The organism is Sphingorhabdus sp. (assembly GCF_023910635.1).
Taxonomy (GTDB): domain Bacteria; phylum Pseudomonadota; class Alphaproteobacteria; order Sphingomonadales; family Sphingomonadaceae; genus Sphingorhabdus_B.
Map to the genome: position 1 here is coordinate 15024 of NZ_JAAVVZ010000019.1, position 22019 is coordinate 37042.

At 54.2% G+C, this 22019-nt stretch carries 18 protein-coding genes, 1 tRNA gene and 2 pseudogenes; 13 read left to right on the forward strand and 8 right to left on the reverse strand.

Going from position 1 to position 22019, the window contains the following annotated elements:
* Nucleotides 1-12: 12 nt before the first annotated feature.
* Nucleotides 13-1335, forward strand: a complete 1323-nt coding sequence (gene hemN, locus HEQ34_RS10910; RefSeq protein WP_296200321.1) for an oxygen-independent coproporphyrinogen III oxidase — start codon at nt 13-15, stop codon at nt 1333-1335.
* Between the two features lie 193 nt (nt 1336-1528).
* Here the strand turns inward: hemN and HEQ34_RS10915 are convergent, their stop codons facing one another.
* Nucleotides 1529-2110, reverse strand: coding sequence for a hypothetical protein (locus tag HEQ34_RS10915; protein WP_296200322.1), 582 nt, complete (start codon nt 2108-2110; stop codon nt 1529-1531).
* Nucleotides 2111-2205: 95 nt separating this feature from the next.
* A pseudogene (gene traF / locus HEQ34_RS10920) lies at nt 2206-2370 on the reverse strand (conjugal transfer protein TraF); the annotation flags it as partial.
* A 111-nt stretch (nt 2371-2481) separates the two neighbouring features.
* Here traF and HEQ34_RS10925 point away from each other — a divergent pair.
* Genes HEQ34_RS10925 through HEQ34_RS10935 form a run of 3 tightly spaced genes read left to right on the forward strand, consistent with a single transcriptional unit; the run spans nt 2482 to nt 4295 of the window.
* Nucleotides 2482-3186, forward strand: a complete 705-nt coding sequence (locus HEQ34_RS10925; protein WP_296200324.1) for a transglutaminase-like cysteine peptidase — start codon at nt 2482-2484, stop codon at nt 3184-3186.
* Between the two features lie 36 nt (nt 3187-3222).
* Complete coding sequence (locus HEQ34_RS10930; protein WP_296200326.1) at nt 3223-3822, forward strand: hypothetical protein; 600 nt, start codon at nt 3223-3225, stop codon at nt 3820-3822.
* Complete coding sequence (locus HEQ34_RS10935) at nt 3819-4295, forward strand: nuclear transport factor 2 family protein (RefSeq protein WP_296200328.1); 477 nt, start codon at nt 3819-3821, stop codon at nt 4293-4295. The genes HEQ34_RS10930 and HEQ34_RS10935 overlap by 4 nt, the downstream gene beginning before the upstream one ends.
* A 227-nt stretch (nt 4296-4522) precedes the next feature.
* On the opposite strand, the gene HEQ34_RS10940 is transcribed toward HEQ34_RS10935, so the two are convergent.
* Entirely contained in the window at nt 4523-7036 is a 2514-nt protein-coding gene (locus HEQ34_RS10940; RefSeq protein WP_296200330.1) for a TonB-dependent receptor, read from the reverse strand.
* 85 nt (nt 7037-7121) lie between these two features.
* Between HEQ34_RS10940 and HEQ34_RS10945 the strand changes: the two genes are divergently transcribed.
* The 9 genes and pseudogenes from HEQ34_RS10945 to HEQ34_RS10985 all read left to right on the forward strand — a co-directional run bounded on the left by HEQ34_RS10945 (nt 7122) and on the right by HEQ34_RS10985 (nt 17263).
* Entirely contained in the window at nt 7122-7796 is a 675-nt protein-coding gene (locus HEQ34_RS10945; RefSeq protein ID WP_296200332.1) for a GntR family transcriptional regulator, read from the forward strand.
* A 24-nt stretch (nt 7797-7820) separates the two neighbouring features.
* Nucleotides 7821-8750, forward strand: a complete 930-nt coding sequence (locus HEQ34_RS10950; RefSeq protein WP_296200334.1) for a hydroxymethylglutaryl-CoA lyase — start codon at nt 7821-7823, stop codon at nt 8748-8750.
* 10 nt (nt 8751-8760) lie between these two features.
* Nucleotides 8761-10809 carry a hydantoinase/oxoprolinase family protein gene (locus HEQ34_RS10955; RefSeq protein WP_296200336.1) on the forward strand — a complete coding sequence of 683 codons (2049 nt, stop codon included), beginning with the start codon at nt 8761-8763 and terminating at the stop codon, nt 10807-10809.
* 13 nt (nt 10810-10822) lie between these two features.
* Nucleotides 10823-12697, forward strand: coding sequence for a hydantoinase B/oxoprolinase family protein (locus tag HEQ34_RS10960; protein ID WP_296200338.1), 1875 nt, complete (start codon nt 10823-10825; stop codon nt 12695-12697).
* Nucleotides 12694-13875 carry a CoA transferase gene (locus HEQ34_RS10965; protein ID WP_296200340.1) on the forward strand — a complete coding sequence of 394 codons (1182 nt, stop codon included), beginning with the start codon at nt 12694-12696 and terminating at the stop codon, nt 13873-13875. Before HEQ34_RS10960 ends, HEQ34_RS10965 begins: the two co-directional genes overlap by 4 nt.
* On the forward strand, nt 13875-14516 hold the full coding sequence (locus HEQ34_RS10970; protein WP_296200342.1) for an isochorismatase family protein: 642 nt from the start codon (nt 13875-13877) through the stop codon (nt 14514-14516). Before HEQ34_RS10965 ends, HEQ34_RS10970 begins: the two co-directional genes overlap by 1 nt.
* Nucleotides 14517-14525: 9 nt before the next feature.
* A pseudogene (locus HEQ34_RS10975) lies at nt 14526-14609 on the forward strand (VOC family protein); the annotation flags it as partial.
* 342 nt (nt 14610-14951) lie between these two features.
* Nucleotides 14952-16064, forward strand: coding sequence for a hypothetical protein (locus HEQ34_RS10980; protein WP_296200343.1), 1113 nt, complete (start codon nt 14952-14954; stop codon nt 16062-16064).
* Between the two features lie 512 nt (nt 16065-16576).
* The gene (locus HEQ34_RS10985) at nt 16577-17263 is read left to right on the forward strand and encodes a DUF1629 domain-containing protein (RefSeq protein ID WP_296200345.1); all 687 of its coding nucleotides are present in this window, start codon (nt 16577-16579) and stop codon (nt 17261-17263) included.
* Nucleotides 17264-17384: 121 nt separating this feature from the next.
* Here the strand turns inward: HEQ34_RS10985 and HEQ34_RS10990 are convergent.
* The 5 genes from HEQ34_RS10990 to mreC form a co-directional block, all read right to left on the reverse strand.
* A tRNA-Lys gene (locus tag HEQ34_RS10990) sits at nt 17385-17460 on the reverse strand.
* An 88-nt stretch (nt 17461-17548) separates the two neighbouring features.
* Nucleotides 17549-18661, reverse strand: a complete 1113-nt coding sequence (gene rodA / locus HEQ34_RS10995; protein WP_296200347.1) for a rod shape-determining protein RodA — start codon at nt 18659-18661, stop codon at nt 17549-17551.
* A complete protein-coding gene (mrdA, locus tag HEQ34_RS11000) occupies nt 18658-20565 on the reverse strand; it encodes a penicillin-binding protein 2 (protein WP_296200349.1) in 1908 nt (635 codons plus the stop codon). The genes rodA and mrdA overlap by 4 nt, the downstream gene beginning before the upstream one ends.
* Nucleotides 20562-21116, reverse strand: coding sequence for a rod shape-determining protein MreD (gene mreD / locus HEQ34_RS11005; protein ID WP_296200351.1), 555 nt, complete (start codon nt 21114-21116; stop codon nt 20562-20564). Before mreD ends, mrdA begins: the two co-directional genes overlap by 4 nt.
* Complete coding sequence (gene mreC / locus HEQ34_RS11010; protein WP_296200352.1) at nt 21113-22015, reverse strand: rod shape-determining protein MreC; 903 nt, start codon at nt 22013-22015, stop codon at nt 21113-21115. Before mreC ends, mreD begins: the two co-directional genes overlap by 4 nt.
* Between the last annotated feature and the right edge of the window lie 4 nt (nt 22016-22019).

A 22019-nucleotide genomic window follows, 5' to 3' on the forward strand; every position in this document is an offset into this window, starting at 1 on the left:
CATTAAACGCCGATGTGGCCTTATTATCCCGAATTGCTCACCGGTAACGTGCCGCGCTACACCAGCTATCCGACCGCCGTCGAATTTCACGATGGCGTGGGCGGGCCTGAACTTTTGAAGGCGCTGGATGATATCGGTTCCGACGATCCGATCTCGCTTTATGTTCACATTCCTTATTGTCAGCAAATCTGCTGGTATTGCGGCTGCAACACTGGAGCAGCCAGCAAGACCCAGCGGCTGACGTCTTATCTGGAAGCCTTGGAGACTGAGATTGCCCTGATCGCGTGCAGCCTGGGGGGACGCGGTAAGGTGAGGAACATCGCCTTTGGAGGTGGCAGCCCGAATGCGATAGCCCCTGTGGACTTCGTCCGGCTTATTGATCGGATTTTCACTACCTTTTCTTGCGACAGCCCTAATATTTCAGTCGAACTCGACCCGCGTATTTTCACCGAAGAGTGGGCGACGACGATTGCACATTGCCGCGTTTCGCGTGTCAGCCTGGGTGTTCAGAGTTTTTCCGAAGAAATCCAGCGCGCGATTGGCCGGATCCAGCCTGTAGAAATGATTAGCGACTGCTTGAAACAGCTTCGCGACGTCGGCATCGACGCCGTCAACTTCGACCTGATATATGGGCTTCCCGGCCAAAGCAGCGACGATTTAAGCGAAACGCTCGTTACGGCAGTCGAACTGCAACCCAGCCGGATCGCGTTGTTCGGCTATGCCCATATGCCGCAACTTTTCCCGCGTCAGAAGCGTATCGATGATAGCAACTTGCCTGGTTCGGCCGAACGTTTTGCGATGGCGGACTTGGGGTATCGGCAACTCACCGCGGCTGGCTATATGGCAATCGGCTTTGACCATTTTGCCCTACCAAATGACAGCCTCTCAAGGGCCGCAGCGCAGGGCACTTTGCACCGCAATTTTCAAGGTTATACCGATGATAACTGTCCGACCATGATTGGCCTCGGGGCGAGTGCGATTAGCAACTTCCCCGATTTCATCATTCAGAACGAGAAGCACCCCGGAGCGTTCCGAAAGCTTGCGCTTGCGCATAATTTTACAGTGTCGAGAGGCATTAGGCGATCGGCGGATGACAAGTTGCGCGGGGCATTGATCGAACGTTTGCTGTGCGCAGGTACTTCTGGAGCTATTCCGGAACATATTCTGGACACAGCTAGATCAGGATTGGCTGCATTTATCAAACGGGGTCTTGCACGCATTGAATCCGATTCCATCGTAATCCAGCCGGATGGCTTACCCTATTCGCGCGCCATCGCGTCGTCACTGGACAGGCATCGGGTTCCAGGCGGAAAGCAGTTCAGCCTCGCCATTTAGTACGATTTGTCTGTTATCCCACCAACTATCCTAGGGTCAGGACCACTTAAATCCACCTTCGCGGTTTGAGGCCATACTGTTCAGTTCAAGGCGGCAAGCGCAGGACTTAGTGGTTCTAAGGCCAAGCTTGCCAACGCGGCAATGGACAGTATGGGTCAAATCCGAAGGACGTCTTGACGCCGCCAAGGTGGATTTAAGTGGTCCTGACCCTAGCCTGTTTGCTGACAGCGAAATCATGCAAAGTCATTGCCGCCGACCGGGCCGTTCCCGGCAGCTCGTGAATGTCCGACACAATATCATGACGCGACAGATAGCAGTTGGCATCGGTCTGCGGATAAGTTCCTTCTTCCACTCCAACCGAAGCGATGTGAACACTCGATGCTGCTTTCAGGAATGGCACTGCCCTTCGAATGTTGGGAGCGGACTCTGTGGTGCTGTTCCAGCCAATCACAGCATTATCAATGCTTTGCAGTCGATTTACGTCATCCGGAACAACCAGTAAAGCACAGCCTGCGCTTACCACTACATCGTCGATGATGGGCAACAGCATGTCCTTGGAATTGGCCGCGTTGCTGCGTTTGCTCAGAATTACGAGATCTGATAACTTCGAAGCAGCAATAATGCTTTCGGCGACATCCTCGTCCATTGTAACCCAGTGCCAGAGAACATCTTCGTGTTGCAATTTTGCGAGTATATCCTGATGTAATTCAGATTCTCTGCCGTTTAAGTCGGCAACGATCGCACCTTGTGCAAATACTCTGCCCCCCGCCAGCATTCAATAGACACACTGGCTGCATAATATTAACCAACCGGATGAGCCCAAACACTCGCCTGTTTTAAACTGCCATATGTCTCAAATTATCTGACGACGGACACCGGACGCTGCAAAGTATAATCGAGATCAGGGTTTTGCCAAACGGAGTGCTGCCAAACATCGGAAAACATCGATGCGCGATCCAGTTGCTCACGCTGAAACATGATATATGCAGTTACATTCTGCTCGGAAGGCTCCAATATGGCTTTTGCTTTCAACTCTTACGGGGAACATATTTAGTCTAGCCCGTTTTAGTAATCATTGTGGACGGCCGATACTTTTCAAGTGAAAAGGCGTCTGTTGGCTTTTCGCCTGGCAAAAGGCATGTGACTATGAAAATCCTCAAAGATCCAAACTTTGATGATATTTTCTTTTCTTCCGTATTCGAACTGCTGAAATGGTTTCGTCAGTTTGGTATATTCCCGCTTGCGCTGTCTCTTATTGCAATTGCGTTGATCGTTGTGCTGCGGCTCACGGCGGGCACAGGAACCAAATCAGCCAGTTTACCTAAGATTTACAATTCCGTCGGCATAGCTGTTGCGCACTCGCCATTTGACGCCAAATACCTTCGCGCAGCGGTGCCAGCAAGCGGCGCGCAATGGTCATCTATCGTGCGACAGGCGCGGCGCATCGAGAATCCTAAGCAGCGGATAGCGTTCATTCACACGTTCGTTATCTCCTACATTCAATATGCTGAGGATATCGACGTGTATGGGACCAGGGATTACTGGGCAACTCCAGCGGAAACGCTTGCCCGCCGACGCGGGGATTGCGAAGATTTCGCCATTCTCGAACTTATGCTGTTAAAGGGATCCGGCATACCCGCGACCGATATATATTTTACAGTGGGGGCCGACCTCATAGCGCGCCGTGACCACGCGTTGCTCTCGGTTCTCATCGGAAATAGCATGTGGGCATTAGACCAGCGAGCGCCTTCTCCGTTTCTAACAACGTCAATGACGGACTTTCGTCCGATTTTGACACTACAAGGTACGCAGGTTTGGCTGCACGGCTTTACAATAAAATCGGGTGGATAAGTTGTATATCAGATTTGGCTGATGATAGGAGGCCGCATGTTTTTCGAAAATGAAATAATTAATTATTATAAATACAAACTTGAAATTATTGATGTCAATCAATACACATTTCAAATAATTTTAATATGGACATTATTTAAAATAATTTTTTACGTATATCCAATTTACATACTATTAAGAAATAATGAAAAAGAGCAATTTATAAATAGAGGAATAAAAACATCAAATATTAAAAAATTATCTGTTACAATAATATTATTATCTATATTGATACCTTTATTGGACTGCTTTGTATTTTTTTATATAGTAGTTGGATTAATCCCTCGTATAAAGGGATTATATAACAAAACAGAAGTGAGTTGTAAGATATATGGCATTTCTGCTGGTGTATTGAATCTCATTATCATTTCTAATTTTCAAGATTTGATTATGTTTTCGTCTGGAATAATTTTCGTTGATCAAAGTCAATTTTTTATAGCTTTTAATCTTTCCGTATTTTCTGCGTGGGCTCTCCTTTCGGCACGTCACCTTTTCTACATATATAGCCTGAATGATGAAATTCTTCAAAAGCTCCGGAATCCGGACCTGTTTTCGGATTACCAACGCGGGCGTCCTTTTACGGGGGATCATTTATGAAAAGTCCACATCAGCACAATGCGGTAAACAGCGACCTCAATGCGCGCCACTTTAACGGCCCAATCGAAGATAGGCTTGCTATCCGAGAGCTTCTCGACAGCTATAGCGATGCGGTCATACGCCGCGATCAGATGCTGTGGTCAAGTTGTTGGGCAATGAACGCCAGCTGGCACCTCGGGAGCCAAATAATCGAGGGACGAGATGCAATCATAAGCCACTGGATAGACATGAAAACAAACGGTCGGGGCTTCAAAGGCTCTTATACTCGGGCGTTTCTCAATTTTCCTGGAGCCGTAAATATTGATGGTGATAAAGGTCAAGGTTGGTCCTACACAAATGAGTTGTTGGTCGATGATGAAAACATGACCTATCATCTGTATGGCATGTATTCCGATCTATATGTCCGGGAAAACGGACAGTGGGTTTTTGAAGAACGTGTATTTGCAAAGCTGCACATCGATCACCCTTACTGAAGGTTCCCCAGAAGATGGGCGATGCCGCAGAGCGGCCATTCCCTTTCGATTCCGGTTTAGGGTCAGGGTCACTTAAATCCACCGCCGCGGCACCAAAATGGCTTTGATCTCAGAGCAAAATGCCCTTGCAGGCAGAATGACTGCCTGCGGCGGATAGTTTGCTTGCGATATCTTTGCCATTTTGACGCCGCGAAGGTGATATGTATAAGTTCACGGCCTAAAAGACCCTAAAATTTGTAGCCCACTTCAACACCCATCAAGCGCCGCGCGCCCGGTGAGATGAAGGAACCGCCAAACTCAATGGCGGGAATCGCTTCGTTGATGTATTTGCGGTCAAGCAAGTTGTCGGCGAAAGCTGTCAAATTCCAGTTGTCGCCTTCAATGCCGACGCGCAAGTTGAGCACACCGAATGGATCACGCTTGGCGACGCTGTAATTGGCGTTCCCGACAGAGCCGGGGAGGGCGAGCGCCGAAATCGGCAGTAGCTGGCTGAAAATCGTCGACCGTGTTTGGTCCTGCACAGTGTGGAACCACGTCGCGCCGGTAATCCGGTAATCGGCACGCACAACAAGATCCATATTGTCATTAAGCGGTGCGTCAATCTGACTGCCCAAGTTGATCGTGTAATCAGCGGTATAAGGCGATTTGTTCCCCACGGTATAAGGCCGCGAGGCATTTGCCTTGATTTCGCTGTCGGTCAGGTTGACCGAACCAAAAACCTTCCAGCCATCCACAATTTTTGCAGACGTGTTCAACTCGACTCCTTTAACATCGACCTTGTCGATGTTGGAAACAACGCGCAGCAAGCCAAAGGAGCCGACGAAGAATTCGAAGAACTGCATGTCTGTGACGCGGGTGTAATAACCAGCAATATCAAACGTGACGCGGTTGTCGAACAACGATCCCTTGATGCCCGCTTCAAAAGAGCTCGACCGTTCTTTGCGGAACTGGTCATTGATCGTCACACCTGCACCAATCGCAGGAATGTTAAAGTTCGCGTTGACGAGAGCCGACGAACCCGTGTTGTTGAAGCCGCCCGACTTAAATCCGATGCCCCAGTTCGCGTAGATATTTGTCGAGCTATTGGGCGTGTAGCTAAGCGTTACCTTTGGCTGCACTTGCTTGAAGCTAGCTGATTTATCGGCAATTCCGCCTGTTGCAGGAAGGCCGGGATTGATCTTCGCACCGGTAATGGGATCAAACACATTTGGCACGAGGTTGGACGTTGTCCGATCCTCTACGTCATAACGAAATGCGAAGCCAGCTTTGAATTGATCCGACATTTTATAGTCGAGCGAACCAAATGCAGCATAGACGTCAGTTTTGAACGTGTCGTTGAACAATTGCGATGTCGGGTTGCTGCTACCGGGGGCATTATACAATGCCGAGCTAACGCCTTGACCCAAATCAGCGCCAAGGCTCACGCCAACCGTTCGGTCGATGTGCAGGCCGTAGACGCCAAATTGCCAATCCAACGGCCCACCGTCATTCGACGCCAAGCGGATTTCTCCGCTGATGTCTTTTTGATTACGGATCTGAAGCTGCGTACCATCGCAGGTTGTCGGGCTATAGGCACCAAACGTCGAACCTGTTGCGGGTGCAAAAATGAACGGCACTGGAATTTGCCCGATGAAGCCTGGCGGATTCAACGGAAATCCGGTCAGCGACGCAGTCGTGGCAAAACATTTGCTCTGAACGGCCAGATTTGTCGCATTGGAAGACGCACCCAAGGCAGGTGCAATATAGCGCGCGAAGTCGGCCGAAGTGCCATCGGCGGTAAGGTTTTGGTCAACGTCCGAGTATAGCGCCCATGCGGTCAGCCGTGTCGCGCCGAAGTCATGTTCAACCTTGGCGGAAAAATCAATTGTCCGCTGATCATTCGTTGGCCGGATATTGCTGTAATATCGCAGCTCATGCGCATCAACATCTTCGAAGAATGCCCCACCAAATGCTTCGATATGAAACACCGAGTTAAAGTTGATCGATGCGCCAGACAGCTTTGAATAACGTGCTTTCACGTCGAGTTCAGTTGCATCGCCCAATTGCGCCATGAAACGGCCGTCAATCGAATATACTTCCTGATCATCGACCACTTTCCGGTCAAGATACAGGTTGCGATAAAATCCGTCTGTTTTGCGGTAGTTGCCCGAGAGCACGAAACCGGCATTATCGCCCAACGGCGATGACACATAGGCCGAACCCTCCATTGTCTTTTCGTTGGCGTAGCTGAATTTTACTGCGCCTTCGAGCGTGTCGCCTGGCTTTACCGTAGAAACAACAATCGCACCGGCAGCCGCGTTTCGGCCATAAATTGCGCCTTGTGGTCCTTTTAGGATTTCAATTTGACGCAGCGTGCCTTGTGTCTGGTTCAACTGCGCGGTGTTGGTTTTCAAAATACCGTCAACCACGAGCGCAACGGAGCTTTCCGCGTCGCGCGCACCGTTGATGCCGCGAATGTTGATTTGGGTGTCACCGGCTTCGGCGGTACCCGTCACAATAGTCACACCTGGCGTAAGCTGGGCAAAGCCTTGCGCATTATCTGCACCGGTTTTCGCAAGTGCGTCGGCGTCTATAACGGAGACCGAAGCAGGGACATCAACCAGCCGTTCATTTTGGCGGCGTGCCGTTACAATAATTTCTTCAGCTTCTACGCCCTCTTCAGCCGCCTGCGCGAATGCCGTTGTCGGCACTAACACGCTGATTGCTATTGATGAGAGGAGTGCACTTTTCCCGATACGCATGTAACTTACCCCTTTTAACCCCAATATTGCTTTGCGTGCAGCTTATTGTATACAAATGCCATTCGTCAAGAGGAGCGTTAAAACCATGTCGCGGGCATCGGATCGTGCATATAATCTCATTCGCAGCATGATCTTATCGGGTGAGTTGCAACCTGGATCGCAAATTCGCGAAGAGGCACTGGCAGAATTATGCGGCGTATCGCGCACTCCGGTGCGAGATTCGCTTCGGCGGCTTGAGGCTGAAATGTTTATACGCCGAAACGATTCGAAGCGTAGCTTTGTTGCGGCTTGGTCGCTGGACGATTTAGAAGATGCGTTTCATTTGCGCGCAATGCTTGAATCACATGCCGCCAAACGCGCAGCGACTAGGATCACACGTGACCAGTTGGCGCGTATGCGGTTCCAAAATGCGCAACTGAAGCAAGCTGTTGACGCCATTCACCCCGATGTACCGCGCTTCATTGATCATAATCGGCAATTTCATGCGATATTATTGAAGGCAGCAGCATCTGAACGGCTTACGAGCATGCTGTCACAAGTGACTGAACAGCCAGTGGTGTTACGCACTGCGCGACAATATGACCTCGAAAATCTGCGCCGCTCGCACCACGAACATGAAGAATTGTTGATTGCATTTGAAAATCGCGACGGGGACTGGGCGGCGGCGGTTATGACGGCGCATATCCGGCGCGCGTTTCATGCTTATGCGGAAGCGCATTCTTCCTATACTGAAATTGGAAAGTCGAATTTGGCCGCATAATCCTGTTTGATTTTGTATACAATTATGGCATCACCCTGCGCGATGAACATCCCCAAGCATATTGAATTTGTCGAAGTTGGACCACGTGACGGCCTGCAAAATGAGGCTGTACTGGTGTCGACTGACAACAAAATCGCTTTGATCAATCGCGCGATCGGGGCTGGCGCGCGCCGAATTGAGGTTACCAGCTTTGTGAACCCTAAGCGTGTCCCGCAAATGGCGGACGCGGAGGATGTGTGCGCAGGCCTGCCGGATCGCAGCGATGTCACTTATATTGGCTTGGTCATGAACCTGCGCGGTGCAGAACGCGCCATCGCGACAGGAAAGATAGATCAACTTGGCGCTGTCGCAGTCGCGACGGACAGGTTCGCAATGGCCAATCAAGGACAAAACAGCAACGAATCGGTCGAAGCGGCGAAGGCCATTATTGCGCTCGCGCATGCCGAAGGACGCACCGCGCAATGCACCATAGCGGCATCTTTCGGATGCCCGTTTGAAGGTGAGGTATCTGACCAGCGCATCGTCGATATGGCCGTGGCCATTGCCGAGGCTGGTCCTGTCGAAATTGCGCTTGCCGACACCATTGGAGTTGGAAATCCGGCTCAAGTGGCACGGCTGGTCGAGCAGATAAAGAAAGCAGTAAATCCGCTGCCCGTTCGGGTGCATTTCCACAACACCCGCAACACTGGCTTGGCCAATGTTTGGGCCGCAGTTGTTGCAGGGGCTAGCGTTATCGATGCTTCGGTAGGCGGGCTTGGTGGATGCCCGTTCGCACCGGGTGCCGCGGGCAATGTGCCAAGCGAGGACGTGGTCTACATGCTGGAACGTGCAGGCGTGTCCACGGGAATGAATTTGGATAGCCTTATTGAGGTTAGCCATTGGTTATCAGGCATCATGGGTAGAAAACTACCCGGCATGGTGGCGCAATCGCCATCATTTCCAAAAGTAGCGTGAGGAGAATTTAATGGGGTATCGTTTGGGCGTAGATGTCGGCGGGACTTTTACTGACCTGTTGCTGTTCAATGCTGACACAGGCGCGTTTTGGAGGCACAAGACCCCCTCCACGCCGCATGATAGTAGCGAGGGTATCCTGACCGGCGTGAATGCCATCTGTGCCAACGCGGGCGTCGATGCGGCAGGAATCGAATATTTCCTGCACGGCACAACTGTCGCGACCAACGCCGTGCTTGAAGGCAAGGGCGCACGCGTCGGCCTTATCGTGACCGAGGGATATCGCGACATCATGCAGATCGCGCGCTCGTACGTGCCCGGTGGACTTGCCGCATGGATTATCTGGCCAAAGCCAACACCGTTAGCTGCTTTGGAAGATACCGTGACCGTCGGTGGCCGGATGAATGCGCAAGGCGGTGAAGTGCGTCCCTTAGATGAAGCTTCCGCCAGAACCGCTTTGTCCTATCTTAAGGCGCAAGGCGTCGAGGCAATCACCGTCAGCTTCATGAACGCATATACAAATGGCGCGCATGAGGCCCGCGTGGGCGAATTGGCGCGTGAGCTGATGCCAAATGTCCCGGTGTCGCTCAGCCATGAAGTTTTGCCGGAAATGCAGGAATATGAGCGGACACTGACGACCGTTGCGAACGCCGCCGTGCGCCCAGTGGTCGGCAAGTACATCTCAAATTTGCGGAGCAAGCTGGCTGACGCTGGCTTTACTGGCAAACTGTCATTGTTGCGGTCCGATGGTGGATTAATGTCAGCGCAAAAAGCGCAGGAACATCCTGTCGATATATTGATGTCGGGGCCGGCTGGCGGCGTCACCGGTGCGCTTTGGGTCGGCAAGAATGCAGGTATCAAGAATATCCTGACGCTTGATGTTGGCGGCACGTCGACTGACGTTGCGCTTATCGAAAATCTTGAACCTCGGCGCGTACGCACGACCGAGGTCGGCCATTTGGCGGTGCGTGCATCTTCGCTTGATGTCAAAACCGTTGGCGCAGGCGGCGGGTCAATCGCCTATGTGCCCGAACTGACGAAGGCCCTGCGCGTCGGTCCGCAGTCGGCGGGCGCGGTTCCTGGGCCAGTCGCCTATGGCAAGGGCGGTGAAGCGCCTACTGTCACCGACGCTAACGTCGTATTGGGTTATCTTCCTGAAAACCTGTTGGGCGGAACTTTCCAGCTTGACCGCGAGGGGGCCAAAAAAGCGGTGCAGACCATCGCCGACGCACTTGGCATTGACCTGATGGCGGCTGCGCGCGGCATCATTGATATTGTGAACGAAAATATGTTCGGCGCGCTGCGCATGATTTCGGTTCAGCAGGGTTATGACCCACGGCATTTCGCCCTGATGGGCTTTGGCGGCGCTGGACCGTTGCACGTGAACGCGGTTGCAAGGCTGATGGGCAGTTGGCCTGCCGTGTCACCTGTTTCGCCAGGCGTCTTGTGCGCATTGGGCGATGCCACGACGCGGATGCGCACCGAAACAGCGCGCAGCTTTTCACGGTTAGCTTCAACAACTGATGCGGCCGAACTGATTGCTATTTTGAAAGAGATGGCAGAGCAGACCCGCGCGCAATTGCAATCCGACGGCATCAATGACGCCGACATCAGCAGCGAATTCGAAATCGACGTTCGCTATGCGGGGCAAGCGTTTGAAGTGCCGTTGACGATCACACCCGACGTTTTGGAACGTGATGGCGTTGCTGGAATTCTGGCGCGTTTCGACGAAGAGCATCTGCGGTTGTTCACCTTCAACATGGATACGCCGCACGAAATCGTGAACTTGCGCGCCGTTGCCTTGGGACAGCCGCTCGATTTGCCAGCTGCCGAACTGCCCAAGGGCGATGGAAATCCCGCAGCCGCCAAAATGCGCGACCATGTTTTGTGGATGGATGGCGAGGAACAAGCTGCGGTCATCTATGATCGATCCAAGTTGCGTCAGGGGGATATCATTCCGGGTCCGGCCATTGTGGTCGAAATGGATTCGACGACACTTATCGAAACTGGCTGCGTCGCAATCGTCGACAAGGTCGGCAATATCCTGATCAATCTGGCTTGAGGAGGCGAACGACATGCCCGCCCAAATCATACAAACGAACAACACCCCCTTCAACAAGATCGCTATCGATCCGGTTACGCTAGACATCATCGAAAACGCGCTGCGAAATGCCCGCATTGAGATGGATGCGACGCTGGTGCGTACGGCAATGTCGCCCGGTATTCGGGAACAGGGAGATGCATTCCCTTTGATTGCGGACCACACCGGCAAAATGATTGTCGGCCAGTTCGGCAGTTTCATAGGTGGCTTTTTGGATAACTGGGACGGTACGCTGGAAGACGGCGACATGATCCTTCTATCTGACCCTTATTCCTGCGACGGTGCTGTCAGCCACTCAAACGATTGGTTGGTGCTTTTACCCGTTTTCAAAGACGGCAGATTGATTGCCTATACATCCATGTTCGGCCATCAATCCGATATTGGCGGCAAGGTTGTTGGTTCGATGCCGATCAATGCCCGTTCGATTTTTGAAGAGGGCGTGCGCATTCCGCCCGTAAAAATATGGAAAAAGGGCGCGTATAATGATGACCTGATGAAGCTGGTCATGCATCAGACCCGCAAACCGGATTGGTGTCAGGCGGATCTCAATGCGCTTATTGCCTCCTGCCGGGTGGCTGCACGCCGAGTCATTGAAATGGCCGGGCGCTTTGGTGACGATGTCTACATTTCTGCCACGCAAGAGCTGCTCGCGCGCAATCACCGTGCGATGAAATCGCTCATCGCCATGGCGATTGGCGAAGATCCAGTCAGTTTCGAAGACTATATCTGTGACGACGGCATGGGCGCTGGCCCGTATAAAATTAAGTGCACGATGTGGCGCGAAGGCGAAAAGGTTGTGCTCGATTTTGCCGGTACTGACCCGCAAAGTCAGGCATCGATCAACTTTTTCCTGAATGAAAACATGTTCAAAATGTTCTTCGGCATTTACATGATCATGGTCTTCGATCCGCAGATTCTGTTCAACGATGGCTTTTATGATCTGATCGATGTCCGCATTCCGGATGGATCACTACTGAAGCCCAAATTTCCAGCAGCGCTTTCGGGTCGCACGCACGCGCTGGGCCGCATTTTCGATATTTTAGGTGGTCTCTTGGGACAAAAAACACCGGAATTCTTAAATGCGGCCGGATTTTCCTCGAGCCCACATATGTTCTACTCGGGCAATGACAAAAAGGGCGATTGGTTCCAGCTCTTCCAGATCGGCTTTGGCGGTATTCCAGGTCGGCCCATGGGCGATGGGCCAGATGGTCACTCGCTGTGGCCAGGCTTTACCAATGTTCCCAATGAGTTTCTGGAACGGTATTTCCCGTTGCTGATCGAACGTTATGAAACCGAACCCGACAGTGGCGGCGCTGGCCTGCATCGGGGCGGAAACGGCATTCACATGACCTATCGTTTCCTCGCCAGCGGCACGATTTCGATCCATGATGATCGCTGGTTCGTGCCGCCGTGGGGCGTCAATGGCGGAGAGCCGGGCAAACGTGCCCGGAAAATTCTCGAAAAGGCCGACGGCAGTTCGCAGATCATCGGCAACAAGGTTGAAGACGTTCATGTCGAAGAAGGCGATCAATTGCACTTCATCACATGGGGCGGCGGTGGCTGGGGCGATGCGCTTGACCGCGATCCTGCCCTGGTTGGCAAAGAGATTCTCCAAGGGCTCGTCACCGTAGGCGGCGCAAAATCCTATGGCGTAATCGCAAATGCAGTTGGCGAAATAGACGTTGAGGCCACTGACGCGCTGCGGGCCAAGTTACGGCAGGAACGCGCGGCGCTTTCGCTGTTCAATTATGGCCCCGGTATTGAACAATTACGTGCCAATTGCGAAGCGGAAACGGGCCTTAGCGCGCCAGTCCAACCGGTTTGGACAACATTGGAGGCTGCCGAGTGAGCGCATTAAAGGGGTTGCGTGTTGTTGAACTCGGCCAGCTGCTCGCGGGACCGTTTTGCGGACAGCTGCTTGGCGATATGGGCGCTGAAGTCATCAAGGTGGAACCACCGGGTGCGGGGGACCCCATGCGTGTTTGGGGCCAAGGCGCAGAAAAGGTGCAGTGGGAAGTTGTTGCACGTAACAAAAAATCTGTTTCGGCCAATTTGCGGATTCCAGAGGGTCAGGCGCTTGTTCGCAAATTGATCGGCAAAGCGGACATTCTGATCGAGAATTTCAAACCCGGCACGATGGAAAAATGGGGTTTTGCGCCAGACGCGCTGTTGGCGGAGCATCCCGGCCTCATCATCGCGCGCATGTCGGGCTATGGCCAGACCGGGCCCTATTCGGACCGTGCAGGCTTTGGCGGCATTGGAGAGGCTATGGGCGGCTGGCGCTATATAGTTGGTGAGCCTGATCGTTCGCCAAGCCGCATGGGCATTTCCATCGGCGACACCTTGACCGCCACTTATGGTTGCATGGGCGTACTTGCGGCATTGCACCATCGCAGCCTCACGGGTCAGGGGCAGGTTATCGACGCGGCTCTGTATGAAAGCGTGTTGCAGGTCATGGAAGGGCTGGTTCCCGAATATGACCATAGCGGCTTCATTCGCGAACGATCGGGTTCTATCCTTCGGGGCATTGCGCCCTCCAATGTCTATATCTGCAAAGACGGCGAATATATGATCGGCGCGAACAAAGACTCGCTGTGGCAAAGATTGGCAGAAGCTATGGGCATGCCTGACCTTGGGACGAATCCGCGGTACGCGACGCATCTTGCACGCGGTCACAACCAGCTTGAGCTTGATGAACGCATCAATGCCTGGACCGCGACATTGACCGTCGATGAAGTCGATGCGTTGATGATTGCACATTCCATTCCCGCAGGCCGGGTATACCGCGCACCAGAAATGTTGGCGGATCCGCATTTTCAAGCGCGCGAAGCCATTATCGAGGTCGAAACAGAGCGGTACGGAAAGCTGAAAATGCAAGGTACGTTTCCGAAGATGTCGGCCACACCCAGCGGCGTTCGTTCACCCGCACCATCCATGGTCGGCCAACATAATGCCGAAATATATGGTGGCTTGCTTGGTATGGAAACCGCAGAGTTGGACAGGCTACTGGCGGCTGGCGCAATTTGATGACACAGAAGAACGACGATCTAGCAGCGAACTATGTTGGCGCGTTCGACGGCCGTCTTTCTTTTGGTAAACGCCCGGCACTTCTGATCGTCGATTTTGTTATGGCGTATCTGGACCCGGCATCTCCCTTATACGCGCAGGTCGAGGATGCGTTGGCCAGCAACGAACGCCTGTTAGCCGCTGCGCGAGCTGCCGCGATCCCGGTCTTCTTTACGAATGTCGTGTATCAGGCAGATGGTGCAGACGGGGGCTTATTCTTCAAGAAAATTCCGTCGCTTCGGGTGTTTGTGGAGGGGTCGGCATTGGGCGCGTTTCCCCCGTCGCTTGCACCAGTCGATGGTGAGCGCGTCATATCAAAACAGTTCGCATCAGCATTTTTTGGTACGTCGCTTGCTGAGACCCTTTCGGGTGAAGGTATAGACACATTGCTCATAACAGGGCTGTCGACCTCCGGATGCGTGCGTGCAACGGCGCTGGACGCATTGCAGTCGGGCTTTGCACCCTTCGTCGTGCGCGAAGCCTGTGGTGACCGACATCCTGCACCCCACGAAGCTAATTTGTTCGACCTACAAGCAAAATATGCGGAGGTTGTTTCCGAACAAGAGGCATGTGCGCTGATACGCTCGGCAACGTCTGATTAAATGTTTGCGGCCCAAGGCATTGATGTGTTGGGCCCGACCTTTCACGGCATATTCCGGTCGATCTATTTCCTTGACGCCAATGGCCACCGGTTGGCTTCATGCCGATCCGGATAAGCAGGCTTAACCCAAAGCGAAGCTATTTCGGGGCGATGCACCTTTTAGGGTGATTCCGTGTTACCGTAATTCAAATCTCGAACCGCCGCCATTCACACCGACCCTGCTACCGACGAGCCTAAGACCATTCGCAAAGGCTCTTGATTTTCCGCTTTCGTCAGAATTGATCAACCGTTTGTCGATAACCGATGGCTCTTTGTCGAAAGCGGCGATCGCGGCAATCCGCACTTATGTCATCACGTGTGCGAATGAGGATAAGGCGCTGGAGTTAAGCAGGAAAATAGACCGCTGCTAGCGCCGCAAAACAGGAGGTCACACGATATGAAGGCTCAGTTCGCCGCGGCGCTCGCCGCTCTTATGATTGGCGCGCCGGTTATTGCGGAGGAGCCCGCTCCCGCTCCTGTTGCTGCCAGCACTGCGGGCGAATGGCGCACCTTTGTCACCGAAGCCTATCGCGGCAAGCGTGACAGCGTCAACTTCGTCGATGCCGACCATGGCTGGTATGGCACCGGTGCGGGCGACCTGTTCGTCACGAAGAATGGCGGGGCGAGCTGGGAGAAGGTCGCCAGCCGCCCGGGCACCTTTGTGCGCGCGGTCGGCTTCGTTGACCGCGATAACGGCTTCATCGGCAATGTCGGCACCGACTATTACCCCGGCGTCACCGACGAAACCCCGCTCTACCGCACCCGCGACGGGGGCCGGACGTGGGCAGCGGTCAATACCGGAGCTGCGACGATTAAGGGCGTATGCGCAATCGATATCCTCACCGTGAAGCGCATCTATCAGGGCAAGCTGCAGCCGCGCACGGTGATCCACGCCGCAGGCCGGGTCGGAGGACCGACGGGTATGCTGCGCTCCACCGACGGGGGCGAAAGCTGGCAGGTGATCGACATGAGCGCGCACGCGGGGATGATCCTCGACGTGAAGTTCTTCGACGAGAACACAGGCCTCGTCTTCGCCGCTACCCATCCCGATCCCGCCCAGGCCGAGGGGCTGGTGCTGCGCACCACCGACGGCGGCAAGACGTGGAGCGAGGTTTATCGCTCGGGCCGCACGCTAGAGCTGATCTGGAAGGCGAGCTTCCCCGAGGGCGGCGACACTGGCTACGCCACGGTGCAGTCCTACGATCCCGAACGCACCACGCAGCTCGTCATCCGCAGCGACGACAAGGGCAGGACGTGGCGCGAGATCGAGATGGCGCAGGACAAGACCGCGCGCCAGTTCGGCATCGGCTTCGTCAGCAAGGATGTCGGCTTCGTCGGTACCGCGGCGGGCGGATTTGCCACGAAGGACGGCGGCAAGACTTGGGAACGCGCCCCAATCGCACCGGCCGCCAACAAGTTCCAGGCGTTGCCGCTGGGCAAGGGCATGCGCCTCTTCGCCATCGGCACCCAGGTGCAGGCGATCGACCTGCCAGCTCCCCCGAAAGGGTGAGCATTGCGCGCGATGTCATCAATCCCGATGCGCGGAAGCGGAACCGTTCTTTTTCTTGGCTCCCATAAAATTTAGACGCATCTCCGCCCCTCGTCATCACACCCCCTTTCGTCATCCTGAACTTGTTTCAGGATAACAAACAACGGTCGCATGTTATCCTGAAACAAGTTCAGGATGACGAGGGGTGGGGTTCAGGATGACGAGGGGTGGGGTTCAGGATGACGAAAGGGTGGGGTTCAGGATGACGAGGGGCAGGGTTCAGGATGACGAGGGACGGGGTTCAGGGTGACGAAAGGGCGTGTGATGACCAGTTCTTACCTCCCCCAAACGCCGAAATAAAGCGCAGCTATTTCGGGGCTGATGCACCTGTTAGGGTAATTCGTAATTCCCTATTCCGGCGGCGCAGGCGTTTGCGTTTGAAGTGTAAGGTAATTGTGGAACATGATTTATAGATGCAGAACAACCAAACTCGGCGCGGGAGCTCCGAGTAGTTCAGCAAAAGGAATAAGCATATGACCCGCACGATCACTGACCTGCTTGCCGAAGTGCCCGAGGGGCAATCGCGTTTGTTCAAGGCGAAGCACCCTTCCGCCGATGAAGATCGTTTCGTCGAGGTAGGCACTAACTGGAATTACGGCGCTGCTGTCTCATGGACGAACCCTCCGGAGCCTTTGCAAGGCCTGTGGATAGGAGCGCGGGGTACGCCCCGTGTCGGATTGGATACACTTGTTGAGCAGCCAGACTTCCGGTTTAGCAAAAAGCTTGGAAAACTTGTAGATTTTTTCCACTCGCAGGGCGCTGCCTATCTTGTTTCACCAGCGCTGCTGGCGGTTATTGAGCGGCTAGATCCGGGATCATTGGAGATAAAGCCTGTTATGATCAAAGCTAGGGATGGCGAGGTGCCATTTAATCTGGTTATGCCTAATCGGTTGTTTGAGGCCGTCGATCCAGACCGTTGTGATATAGATATTACTGACCGAAAGCTCGGGGATCAGTGGTTCAGGCGGGTAAGTTTTCCAAATGGCTCGGCGTTCAATTCTGAGGCCACCAAAGACATACATAATTTTGCCGATATCGACGCTTTTCAAAAATGGTTCTGGTCCAGAGAATTGCTAGTTGCGGCAAAGGAAGCCGGGATCAGGGGCGTTCTTGCCACAGTACCCTCAACGCTGCCAACGAAAGACGTTGATCGGTTTTAACAAATATTTTGGAAGTGGGGAATTTTATGGCAAACGATATACCTAAGGGTTCTGCCTCACGGAAGCCGCGTTCATCGGGCACGCCCGACGCCGTCACTATATCCGTGTATATTGAAAAATATGGTAGACGCTGAGGGGTTCGAACCCACGACCCGCTGATTAAGAGTCAGCTGCTCTACCAACTGAGCTAAGCGTCCCCATTTCGGGATGGCCAGATGCGCAGTCCCGTTTGGAGCGCCGCCTTTGATGGGTTTGGCGGGCTTTGTCAAGCGCGCCTTACCCGATTTATTGGAATTGGCCGCGCTTTGCGCCAGGGTGACGTTCGATGGACATGATGATGCCGACGCACAGCATCATCGTGAGCATGGACGATCCGCCGTGACTGACAAAGGGCAAAGGAATGCCGGCAACAGGGGCAAGGCCCACGACCATCAACAGGTTGATCATGATGTAAAAGAAAATCGTGCAGGTCAGGCCAGCGGCGACCAATTGGCCATAGCGGGTCTTGCTTTGCATCGCGACGGTTAAGCCCCAGCGCATGAGCAGGAAATAGAGAAACAGGATGAAGAAGCCGCCGACTATGCCCCATTCTTCGGCCATGGTGGCAAAGACGAAGTCGGTATGGCCTTCGGGGAGATAATCCAAATGGCTTTGCGTGCCATTGCCAAAGCCTTTGCCAAATATGCCGCCCGAGCCAATGGCGATTTTTGACTGGGTGATGTGATAGCCAGCGCCCAAAGGGTCATTTTCGGGATTGAGGAAAATGAGCACGCGGTCTTGCTGATAGGGTTTGAGGCCAAAGAAATAGACCAAGGGCGCAAGAACGGCGATGCCCGCACCAGCGCCCCAAAAATAGATCAGCGGCAAACCGGCCATAAAGCCCACAACGCCCAAGCCAAAGGCATAAGCAATGGCCGCGTCAAAATCCGGCTGGATAATCACCAGCACACTTGGCAGCAACAATAATGCGCCCAGCGGCCAAACGGCCTCAATGCCAAATATGCGGTTCGGCGGAAGCCGGTCGAAAAACCACGCGGCGGCAAGAACCATCACCGGTTTCATCAGCTCCGACGGTTGCAGCGTGATGATGCCCAAGTTGATCCAGCGCTGGCTACCGCCGCCTACAAACCCCAAAAGTTCGACCACTATCAGCAGAAAAAGCAAAAGCAGATAGAGCGGGAAGGTGATGGATTTCCAAAATTCCAGCTTCATCCGCGACATGATGATGACCATGCCAAGCAAGATGCCAAAGCGCAGGACATGCTTGCCCGCCCATGGGTCAAAATGCCCACCCGCAGCGGAATAGAGCACCGCCGCGCCAAAGCCCACCAACGCCATCAGGATGAAAATCACACGCCACGGCAGCGCAGCAATGGGGGCTGGAACGATGCCGTTCATGCGGTTGGGTCCAATGGCGGAGGTGGTGCCGGCTGGTTTTGGAACACGGCATATTTGGCCGCCATGCGTTGTTCGATATTGCCGCCCCAGCCAGCCTCCAACGCCTCCAGCGACGCCATCGCCTGTGCACGGTCATAGATGAAGGTCAGCACATCCTTGGCAATCGGGGCCGCTGCGCGCGCGCCGCCCATGCCATGTTCGATCACGACCGCTGCGCCGTAACGCGGCTGATCCACCGGGGCAAAGCACACGAACAGGCCATGATCACGATATTTCCATGCGCCGGACTGTCCACGTTGCGACCCTGATATGCGACGGACCTGCGCTGTTCCGGTTTTGCCCGCCATCGCGATATTGTCGAGCATTAGCCTGCTGCGCACGGCGGTCCCTGCGCCGTTGACGACCAAATTCATGCCTTCACGCACGACATCGAGATGCGCCTTGGGAAAGGACAAAGGCTTGGCCGCCGCGCGTTTCTGCAACAGAATTTCCGGCTGTATGTTCAAGCCAGAGGCTATGCGCGCCGCCATCAGACCCAGTTGGAACGGGCTGGCGATAATATAACCCTGACCAATGACGGCATTGAGCGTGTCGGACTCGGTCCATTTCTGGTCATATTTGCGCATTTTCCATGCGCTGTCGGGAACAGTGCCATAACGTTGCGACGGAAAGGGCAATGGAAATTCCTGCCCCAGCCCAAGCTCGCGCGCGACAGGTGCGATATTGTCATAGCCAATCCGCCGCCCCATGGAATAAAAATAGGTGTTGCAGCTTTTCATGATCGCGGTGGTCATGTTGACTGGGCCATGCCGCCCCAGGCATTTGAAGACGCGATTGCCAAGCCGGTATCCGCCATTGCAGATGACTATTTCTTCAGGGTCGATCCCGTGGCGCAGCATGGCAAGCCCAGCAACGGGTTTCAACGTCGAACCTGGCGGATACAGCCCCTGAAGCGCCTTGTTCAACATGGGGATGTGGTCGTCACTATTCAGCATCTTCCATTCGACGCGGCCGATGCCGTCGGAAAAGCTGTTGGGGTCGTAACAGGGCATTGATGCCATGGTAATGATGTCACCCGTCAGGCAATCGAATACGACCACGGACCCTGATTCAAGGCCAAGCCGTCGTGCGGCGTAATTGTGCAGGTCAATATCAATGGTCAATTGGACGGGCTTGCCCGGCGTATCGGGCCGTGTGGTCAGTTCACGCACGATCTTGCCGCGTGCGGTGACTTCGGTCCGCTTGGCACCAGGTTCGCCCTGTAGCCTGTCTTCAAGCGTTTTTTCGAGGCCGTCCTTGCCAACCTTAAACCCCGGCGTAATCAGCAGCGGTTTTTTGTTTTTCTGATATTCCTCAGCGGACACCGTGCCGACATAGCCGATCAGATGGCCGACCGCTGCGCCGCTGGGGTAGAAGCGCGAATAGCCTTGGCGTGGGCTGACGCCGGGTAGGTCTGGTAAGCGCACGCTGACCGCTGCGAACTTGTCATAATCAAGGCCGTCGGCGACTTGCACCGGTTGAAACCCTTGTGCATTTTTCAACTCGCGATGGATGCGGTCGACATCGTCTGTTGAAAGCGCCAGCAATTCGGCCAAAGTCTGAACTGTCTCGTCTTTTTTTGCCAGCCGGTCGGGAATGATGTCGACGCGAAAGTCGGCGCGGTTGGTTGCTATAGGCTTTCCAAAACGGTCAATGAACCAGCCCCGGCGCGGCGGGATGATGGTCAGGTTGACGCGGTTACTTTCGGCGAGCAGCTTGTATTTTTCATTATCCGCAACGGCGATATAGGACATGCGCGCGGCAACGGTCAGGCCAATTGCGGCCTGCACGCCGCCCACAAAAGCGGCGCGGCGGGTGAAGGCGAAGTCAAGCTGTCCTGATGTTACCTGTTTTTCGACTTTCATGTTGCCAATCGCCAGCTGTCGAGCCGCGCGCATATTCGCACGACGAGCGGATATAGCAATATGGACAAGATGATCTGCGGGAATAAAATCATCGGGTCAGGCGCGGCGTGGGCGAGACCTGCGATCCACCAACCGCCCAGCAGCACGGCCGTGATGAGTAATGCGGCAATCAACCAATCCTGCAGATAATCGCGCCATATGGCCCGAGAATCGATAATTTCGACAATGAGCATCGCGAGGGACCAGAGCAGGCCAGCGCTGCCAAAAGGTTGGCCGCTGAAGAGATCATCCATCAATCCAAATGGAACGCCAGACCACACGGGCAATAACCCGGGCCGCATCAGACGCCAGCTTAAAAACATCAATAGCCCGAATGGCGGCAAAAGCGGTCCGGAGCTAAAAATGGGCAGGGTGGTGACCATCGACGCCAAAATTACCGAGGCAATCGGAATCGCCAACATTTTGAGCATCGACTGTTCCCGGTCAAAACGACTTTCATATTCCCGTCCTGGCCGTGTCGGCAATCGAATGGCGCTGACCGGAATTTTCACTCCGCGACCTCTTTGGTTTTGCCATCGGGGGCTATGGCTTGCTGTTCGGCTCTCGCCGCACCCATATAAGGTTTCATCACAACGGCGTATGGCGTGTTGGCTGGATCGGCAAAGGGCAGGCCAAGCGCACCGTCACTGGTTTTGCGGATCACCCGCGCAAACGGAATATTCGCGCTATACAGCCCGCCATTGCCAGAGGTGATAATGATGTCGCCGACCTTGAAAGGGCTTTCGCCAAGGTTCAGCGGCTTGATAAGGACGAGTCCGTTGCCAAGGCCCGCCGAAAATGCCGGAAGACCATCGCTGGCCCGCATGACCGGAACCAAGTTGTCGCTGTCTGTTACCAACAGCACGCGCGCGGTCGTTGGCCCTGTTTCTATCACGCGGCCGATAAGTCCGGCCGGCCCACGCACAGGTTGGGCGCGTTCAACCCCGAAGTTACGCCCAATGGATAAGGTGGCGACCCGCCTTGTGCTTGATGCGGTGGAACTGATCAGGCGACCAACGGCCACTTGCTGCGGATCGTTAGCAGATATGTTGAGCAAACCGCGCAGCCGGGCATTTTCCACACGCAGGGCCCGTGCCTCGATTAATGCGCTGCGGTTCGCTTTCAGTTCTTTTTCGAGCGTTGCATTTTTCGATCCTGCGTCGATATAGGCTGAAAAATTGCGCGTCAGGGCTTGGGTGGATTGCCGTGCAACACTGACCGCGCGCGCAACCGGAGCGGTAATTTCCGAACCAAAGGTTCGCAACGCAGAAAATCCAGCCGGATCGACCACTGAAATCATCAGAAGCAGCGCAGCCACTATCGTCCCTGCAATTGCAACCACATAGGTCACGAACAGGCCATATTGCGCCTTCCGGGAAAATCCGGGGCGCCGATGTGGCGGCGGCGCCATCCTA

Coding starts and splice junctions, on each gene's coding strand:
- HEQ34_RS10915 (WP_296200322.1), bottom strand. CDS start 2,110: ATGCTGGCGGGGGGCAGAGTATTTGCACAAGGTGCGATCGTTGCCGAC.
- HEQ34_RS10970 (WP_296200342.1), top strand. CDS start 13,875: ATGACACAGAAGAACGACGATCTAGCAGCGAACTATGTTGGCGCGTTC.
- HEQ34_RS10980 (WP_296200343.1), top strand. CDS start 14,952: ATGAAGGCTCAGTTCGCCGCGGCGCTCGCCGCTCTTATGATTGGCGCG.
- rodA (WP_296200347.1), bottom strand. CDS start 18,661: ATGAACGGCATCGTTCCAGCCCCCATTGCTGCGCTGCCGTGGCGTGTG.
- HEQ34_RS10985 (WP_296200345.1), top strand. CDS start 16,577: ATGACCCGCACGATCACTGACCTGCTTGCCGAAGTGCCCGAGGGGCAA.
- HEQ34_RS10925 (WP_296200324.1), top strand. CDS start 2,482: ATGAAAATCCTCAAAGATCCAAACTTTGATGATATTTTCTTTTCTTCC.
- HEQ34_RS10955 (WP_296200336.1), top strand. CDS start 8,761: ATGGGGTATCGTTTGGGCGTAGATGTCGGCGGGACTTTTACTGACCTG.
- HEQ34_RS10960 (WP_296200338.1), top strand. CDS start 10,823: ATGCCCGCCCAAATCATACAAACGAACAACACCCCCTTCAACAAGATC.
- HEQ34_RS10945 (WP_296200332.1), top strand. CDS start 7,122: ATGTCGCGGGCATCGGATCGTGCATATAATCTCATTCGCAGCATGATC.
- HEQ34_RS10940 (WP_296200330.1), bottom strand. CDS start 7,036: ATGCGTATCGGGAAAAGTGCACTCCTCTCATCAATAGCAATCAGCGTG.
- HEQ34_RS10935 (WP_296200328.1), top strand. CDS start 3,819: ATGAAAAGTCCACATCAGCACAATGCGGTAAACAGCGACCTCAATGCG.
- mreC (WP_296200352.1), bottom strand. CDS start 22,015: ATGGCGCCGCCGCCACATCGGCGCCCCGGATTTTCCCGGAAGGCGCAA.
- hemN (WP_296200321.1), top strand. CDS start 13: ATGTGGCCTTATTATCCCGAATTGCTCACCGGTAACGTGCCGCGCTAC.
- HEQ34_RS10950 (WP_296200334.1), top strand. CDS start 7,821: ATGGCATCACCCTGCGCGATGAACATCCCCAAGCATATTGAATTTGTC.
- mrdA (WP_296200349.1), bottom strand. CDS start 20,565: ATGAAAGTCGAAAAACAGGTAACATCAGGACAGCTTGACTTCGCCTTC.
- HEQ34_RS10930 (WP_296200326.1), top strand. CDS start 3,223: ATGTTTTTCGAAAATGAAATAATTAATTATTATAAATACAAACTTGAA.